The sequence below is a fragment of the Microcoleus sp. OTE_8_concoct_300 genome (genome assembly GCF_031383065.1).
Classification (GTDB): domain Bacteria; phylum Cyanobacteriota; class Cyanobacteriia; order Cyanobacteriales; family Microcoleaceae; genus Microcoleus.
Genome location: NZ_JANMZH010000297.1, coordinates 1 through 7,140 on the forward strand (window position 1 = coordinate 1; position 7,140 = coordinate 7,140).

Below are 7,140 nucleotides of genomic sequence, written 5' to 3' on the forward strand. Positions count from 1 at the left end.
CGCCATTTATCTAAATACAGATTTTGCAGCCAGTGGCATCCCTCGCGGGAGGCATTTGCCACCATAGATCCGAGCATTAGACCTCTTGCAAAAATAACTAGGACGGGCTCTTCGGCCCATCCCACAAGAATTATTTTTTCTTGTGGGATGGGCCGAAGAGCCCGTCCTAGTTATTTTTGCAAGAGGTCTAATGCTCGGATCTATGGTGGCAAATGCCTCCCGCGAGGGATGCCACTGGCTGCAAAATCTGTATTTAGATAAATGGCGTACTAGATAGATTTGGTGGTAAAATGAAATTTGGTAACTCCCATCGGTACCAAAGTTTCGGAAAACGTGAAAATGGCCCGTCCATACGGCTGTGCCTTCCGATGTAAAACCCAAAGTACGTTACGGTAAACAGGCTATATTTTAAGCAACTTAAACTGCGCAGGAGAACTGACAAATGCTACAGCGCAAAATCTATCAACTCTGTTGTGATGGTCGTGAGGTTTCTATTTTTCTTCGAGATCAGCAACGTTGGATAGAGCGCGCTCGTATCCTAGATATTGAAGGGGATCTAGTCACGCTGCGCTACGAAACCGACGAAGAAGACGAAATCAGCTCCTGGGAAGAAATGGTGCGTCTCGAAAGTATTGGATCTGTGTCCCAGAAGTTGGCTTCGGTGTCCCGAACTAACTGCGAACCCCTAGTTTCTGACGATTGTCCCGAAGCCGAACAAATTCGCAATCACTACCCCGACTCGAATTTGGAATAGTTTTGAGCTCGCCCTTGAGGCACCAGGAAGACTTGGGGGAAAAGAAAACGACTTTTCTCCCTTTTTTGTGGAGGAATTATGCAAAAAACCCGGTTTAGGCCAAAAATATTCTGGGTTGAGAGCAAATAAGCTATTTTGCCTTTAAATTTAAGCTTGATGGTGGGCACTCCTGCCCACCCCACAAGAGCGTAAGTACACAGTAGTTGAAAAATTCAATGGGCGACAGCTTACCCCTGCGTGACATCCTGCCGACGCTGACTCTACGAGTACAGGCGCACCCTTGATCGCTCTTGGATATTCCTGCCCCACGCCACTTATCTAGGTCATAGACCCCCGACAGGCCGACTTGACAGGCTGTTTCCGTTCCCCAGAGTCCCTGGGCTACTAGATTTTCTAGTCCACGATGCAAAACCATCTCTGCTGCTGCATGAGCTCTATGAGTCCGATGGCACGACAAGGATATGGAGCATCTGGAACCGACACACTTGATTCAATCGTGACCACAACATACCACTAAGTTCCCCGAACTTTAGACGACACCTGTACCTGTTTGACCACAAAACCATCAGGAATGGGGCGATGCAAGTTGATGGGCACGGAGCCAATCTTCGGCAACAAGACATTGAAACCCTTAATAGGGTTGTCTTTGAATTGAGGAAACACAAAGGATTTGAATTGACCGTATTTCTTGAAGCCCCCAAACCGATCGAGCCCCGGACGAACCGCGAGGAAGTTAAAGGGGGTTTTTTGTCTGGGTGCGTCCAGGACTTTTCTTTTGTTTTCTTTGCCTGCGGGCTGGTTTTGAAGTGGCCGACAGCTTATTCGTCGTCTGTTTCCCCATCTAGGAAAAGTTCGGACTCCGGTATCGCTTTAAACACCGGACAGAAACCGTCGGGGGTAACTTTAAAGCCAAACAAAGCAGATAATTGGTTCCAACAGCGCTGGCCGCGGTAGTGCTGGCAATTGCCGCAGCATTCGAGGTTGGCCTGAACGGCGCTGCCTTGAAAAAGCAGTTCCCGCTGGGAGATGCCGCGCACTACGAGTTCTTCGCCTTGCCAGCGTGCTTCTACCAAACCGGTATCGGCAAAATTGGCCCACCGAGGATCGGCTGTAATCGGACTCGGCAAGCTAATTGCTACCTCTTTCCCCAATTCGCTGAGTTCTCCCTCATAGTTAGTTTCCGGGATAGCGGGCTGCAAAAACATTTCCCCGATCGGCAGTTCTACAAGTGTTCCGACGGCTGGAGTGTGCAACTGGTAGCGGTTTCGCAGCTCGTCCAAGTTAGCCAAGTCAGCCAAATATGCAGGGGAACCGTGAACCAAAATTACGTGCTGGGGACGCAAATTGTGGATGAGCTGGGTAGTCCCTGGGCCGTCGCAGTGTTCGGCTAGCAGATAAGTTTCGACGCTTCTGACTCCTGATTCGGGCCAGTTGCTGACGGGATATCCGGGTTTTTGAGGTGCGAGCAAAATCCAAGGATTTGTGCTTTCGGCAACATACAAAGCCAAATCAGCAAACTTGTCTGTAATTACAATACACGGCGTGGAACCCAATCCGGGGCGCTGTTCGGCCGACAACCGGCGGACGCGGGGTTTCACCCTTTCGTCCCAAAACAAAGGTTGGTGCAGAGCAAAATTTTGGACGGCGGTGGGAAATTGGGGCAGCAGTTCCAGATAAGCGTCGCACCCGTCGGCGACAGTGCCGTCTACCCAAATATCCAAGTCGCGGCCTGTAAAGTAGTGGTGACTGCGGAGCAGCATCAGCAGTTCTTGACCCAAACCGAGGGAGGGCGCGGGCAGCAGTACCGAGTACCCGTCGGCGATGGCGCGGTGGATGCGATCGGCTAACTGATTTTCCAGTTGTCGGCGGTGAGGGTGGCGCGCCGTGCCGTAACTGCCTTCCAAAATTAACACATCCGGCTTCATGCCCCTGAGTTCTCCCAAGGGCAAACCTTCCACCAAACGAGAATTGGACAGGAAAAAGTCGCCGGTGTACACGAGGGTGTAGGTGCGGTGGGGGGCGGCATAAGTCAGCAGCACAGTCGCCGCTCCGGGCAAATGGCCCGACGGGAACAACTGCACGCTCAATCCCGGGCGTAGTTCGATCGGCGACTGCCAGGGCAGTGCTTGACAGAACCGGGACTCTGGCTGCTGAGACCGTCCCGGCCAGTTGAGCGGTAGCAGTCGCGCTGTCACTTCGCTGGCGTAAATTGGCAAGTGGGGGAAAGATTGATGGAGTGCTAGCAAACCTCTGGCGTGGTCGGAGTGGGCGTGGCTGCACACCACGAAATCGGCTGGCAGCGATCGATTTAGTGTCGCTGACAGGGGTGCAATATCCTCTACACCGCAGTCGAGTAAAATGCGATGCGGCCCCATTCGGACTAGCAGACAGACCCCTTCCTGTGCGTGGCCTGCGCCGTAAGGTAAACAATCGAGATCCATCACTGCGGTTAGCTCCCTGCTTTGCACGCAACTTACAGTATCGCCACATTTAAACATTGGTTGCGACTGCATTCATTCGATCGAGTTCTGTCCCGGACGCAGAAACCGGGGAAAGATGGACGAAAACACTTTGTTGCCGCCCTCGCTCCTGGTAAAAAAACCCGGTTTATCAAAGTTGTGGTGCGTAAGCCCTGGAGTTAAATGTTTGCTCGAAGGCTCCGGCTCCCGTGCAACGAAAGTAGTTGCACTTAAGATTTGATGCAGCGCCTGGAAAGCGATTTTCCGAAGGCATTGGCCGCTCCTGGCCTTCGGCCTTCGACAAAGTTCATGCTACTGGTTCTGGCATCAAAAGTTACATTTTATTGCACCATGTAAGACCAGGGAACTCGATCTCATATTCTGAGTTTTAAACCTTTTTCCACAATTTGTGCCTGCTAAAAGCTAGTCTTTTTTATGAGAAGATTTTAATTCAGATGCCCCAAGATCTTGATAAAACTTTACAAATCTTCATTTTTAGGGTACTGAGGGCAGTGTATAGTCCCATCTGAAAAACTTGGAGAACCAGAATCGTGCTAGCTAACTGCTTTTGTCAGGGCAGATAGAGACTTTATGAGTTTGATCGGTTTCTTTGTAAAAGTTTGATACATTCTTCTAAGCAAACCTTGTGGCTATCCGGGAGAGAGTTTAAATGGCTTTTTGACATCGCCGAAAAACGGATAGTTGTGAACCAGGACTCGCCAGCCACCCAAAGTTTTAGACTCTTGTTCAAGGTGCCAGATTCATCTGTGGAGTAAATGTCAAATCCTTCGACGGCTCGCGCGAGCCGAACCTCTGAGCGCAGCTCGACGTTTCGCCCAACCTCTCGCCCCCGTCTCACGCCCCCGTCTCACACCTCAAATCTAAAATCGACTGACTGCCCCATAATAGGTTTGTTTACTCCGCTCATTGACTAGGCGACAACACGATGCGTTCTTTTGTTTTACCCCAAACATAGCCACATCCATCCCCCGACAATAGATGATATCCATGCTGTAAAAATACCACTAACTTGCCAGAAGTAATCTCAGCTCGATGAATCTCCAACCAGTCTGTAATCTCCTGTTTTTTTTTTTGAGCATTCCTGGGTCTTATTTAGGGTTGCGTTTTTGATTTTTTTTTACCTAATCCGTGCCTGGTTAAACAGTGTGTAATAGCTTTGTTTGGAGTCAAACACCACATCGTAGTTCTCGAATATGTATCCTTGCAGTTCTGCGAGATTCCAGTTTTTTGACGGGCGCCAGCCAATGACTGATGCGCTTTGCGCAGATTCTAGCTCACCGACTGACCCTGGTCGCTCTGCCAGTTTTAACCTAGATATAGCAATCCTCGCATCATTTGTGAATTTCTTACTCCCGGACCGCGGCTTCGGGGAGGGCTGGGGTGGGGTAAAAAAATTATGACTCCTTTAGGATTGCTATATACCAGTAGTTTATAGAGTTTAGTCTCCCTTGCCCATGAACCCGGGAATGACTTCTAGAACCTCCTGAATATCTCGGTGTTTATAGCCTTTGAGAAAAATTTGAACTCAAGAAGCTCGCTTCAATTCACGTGGGTATGGATTGGACTAGCTCAACTCTTTGAGGTCGGTTAAGTAAGTAAGTACAAATAACCATAATGGGGGTCGGGCGGGTGAGACCACTAATAAAGTGGCTTGTATAGGAGTGATTCTTCGCTAAAGCGGCCCCTACTTGACCCTACAAGATATTATTGTTTTTTGTGCCGTTATACTTAGCATTTGGCTTTATTATAAAAAAAGAGTATTTCAGGGGCTGGCTCTATATTCTCCCAAATGGCTTGGGATTGCTAGAGAACTACTAGGGGCGAAAGTTGGAATGGCGAGATTGTTGAATTGTTGGGTATGTTGCCCTTGAATAGTACCCGATCGCAATTAAAGCTGAAATGAGGAGCGATCGCACAAACCGGGTTTTCTCAAAAAATCGGGTTTTTAGAGGTGGCATTAATGGCGAGGCCCGGTGGCGGCAGAGTGCCAATAAGACCTGCAATTGACACAAGCCTGGACGCTCGCTCGTTGCCGGCGGTAAAAATTCGCTTGCAAAAAAACTTGACATCAGCGGGTCATTGAAAACAAAAATAAATAAAAGCCATAACAAAAATGAGGCTGGATTTTTGATTCGCGATCGGCGCTCGGCAAGTATGGGATTGAGAAGTTGCTATCCCATAAAACAATTTCGGCTAAAATACCTCCGTTAATATACGGATTATCGAGAATTTTTTCGTAATCTAAAATATTCAAATCAAAAATCTAAAATGGCAACAGCTATTCTTGACCTGGAACTCTCCGAACTCCCGCCCGAAATTACGGTTGAGGAGCGTTACAGCAAAGCCTTGATTTTAATTCGACTGCATGGAAAACCGCTCGGTCAAGCTCTTTTGCCCGTAGTCGGAGGTCGCATTGGCGGTGACGAAGTACGGGAAACACTGAGGAATGCTGCTGGTGACAACTTGTGGAAAAGCTGGCTCTACGACATTCTAGAATGGGATGAGCGGGGACCGCTCGACGCAATGCCGATCGCCACAGTAGCGGTTTCTACGCGCGATCGACCGGAAGATTTGCGGCGCTGTCTAGAAGGGTTTATGCGGCTGCCAGACGACGGTCAGGAATACTTAGTAATTGACAATTGTCCCGCCACGGACGCTACCAAGGAACTGGTCAAAAATTACCCAAAAGTCCGCTATGTGCGCGAAGACGTACCGGGATCGAGCGCTGCCCGCAACGCCGCTTTACGCGAAGCTAAACACGAATTCGTAGCCTTTACAGATGACGATGTGGTCCCGGATCCGAACTGGCTGCGATCGCTGTTGCGAAATTTCAGAGATCCGCGAGTTATGTGTGTTACGGGGCTGGTGATGCCCTTGGAGCTGGAAACCGAAGCGCAAGAATGGTTCGAGTGCTACAGCCCCCACGGGCGGGGCTTCGAGCGCCGAATTTTTGACGGGGCGCACTGCAACCCGCTGATAGTCTATCCAGTGGGGGTTTCGGCGAGCATGGCTTTGCGCAAAAGTTCGATCAACTGTATCGGCTTTTTTGACGAGGCTTTGGGGGCGGGAACGCCCGCTGTCGGTGGCGAAGACTGCGAACTGTTTGCCCGCATTTTGCGCGCGGGCTACCGCATCATCTACGATCCGAGAGCCTTGAGCTGGCACCGCCATCGGCGCACTTGGGAAGAATTGCAAAAAATTCTCCAAGGCTACGGAATCGCAGTCTATGCTTTTTGGACGCGGATATTTGTGGTCAACAGAGAATTCAGTGTGCCTCTTTTAGCTTGGGGATGGCTGCGCTATAAGCAAATTCCTGAATTATTTGCTTCAGTGCGAAAGCAACCGGGCTGTATTCCTAGTGATTTACTTTTAGCTCAACTGCGGGGGTGCTGCTTCGGGCCAATGGCTTATTTTTCTTCTCGCAAGTGGTTGCAGGCAGTTAAAGGGGAAGTCAATCGATTTTAGATTTTAGATTTTAGATTTTAGATTTGCTCCACAGATGAATCTGGGAAATTAAACTAAGGTCTAAGTTTTTTGGATTAGTCAGGAGTCATTAGTCAGGAGGAAGAGGCAAGCCCGGCAACGGATTTTGTAATGGATTTAAGGGATTTAACAGATGGATATTGAGGGAACAGGGAATAAGTAAGAGTGTTTGAAATTTTAATCACCAATTATAAATTCCCAAATACCAAATACCAAATACAAATTACTAATTACCAATTACCAATCTAATATAGCAATCCTTGCAGGAGTCGTAAATTTTTTACCCCACCCCAGCCCACCCCCAACACGCGGTCCGGGAGTAAGAAATTAACAAATTATTTAGGATCGCTATAGGAACAGAGAAAAACCAAAAGTTAGCATAATTATTACCAGCTACAAACGAAATTATTAGCTGCGGCGCGG

The 7,140-nt window shown here is 48.9% G+C and carries 3 protein-coding genes; 2 read left to right on the plus strand and 1 reads right to left on the minus strand.

Annotated elements, in window-relative coordinates; translation table 11 throughout:
* Window positions 1–442: 442 nt before the first annotated feature.
* Complete coding sequence (locus ACUVJL_RS13685; protein ID WP_015177146.1) at window positions 443–754, plus strand: DUF6679 family protein; 312 nt, start codon at window positions 443–445, stop codon at window positions 752–754.
* 818 nt (window positions 755–1,572) lie between these two features.
* Here ACUVJL_RS13685 and ACUVJL_RS13690 read toward each other — a convergent pair.
* Complete coding sequence (locus ACUVJL_RS13690) at window positions 1,573–3,195, minus strand: MBL fold metallo-hydrolase (protein WP_445246347.1); 1,623 nt, start codon at window positions 3,193–3,195, stop codon at window positions 1,573–1,575.
* A gap of 2,307 nt (window positions 3,196–5,502) precedes the next feature.
* Here ACUVJL_RS13690 and ACUVJL_RS13695 point away from each other — a divergent pair.
* The gene (locus tag ACUVJL_RS13695) at window positions 5,503–6,699 is read left to right on the plus strand and encodes a glycosyltransferase (RefSeq protein WP_445246348.1); all 1,197 of its coding nucleotides are present in this window, start codon (window positions 5,503–5,505) and stop codon (window positions 6,697–6,699) included.
* The last annotated feature ends 441 nt before the right edge of the window (window positions 6,700–7,140 follow it).

What these genes read in the sequence shown, in the direction of transcription:
- ACUVJL_RS13685 (WP_015177146.1), top strand. Translation starts at nt 443, where the DNA reads ATGCTACAGCGCAAAATCTATCAACTCTGTTGTGATGGTCGTGAGGTT.
- ACUVJL_RS13695 (WP_445246348.1), top strand. Translation starts at nt 5,503, where the DNA reads ATGGCAACAGCTATTCTTGACCTGGAACTCTCCGAACTCCCGCCCGAA.
- ACUVJL_RS13690 (WP_445246347.1), bottom strand. Translation starts at nt 3,195, where the DNA reads ATGGATCTCGATTGTTTACCTTACGGCGCAGGCCACGCACAGGAAGGG.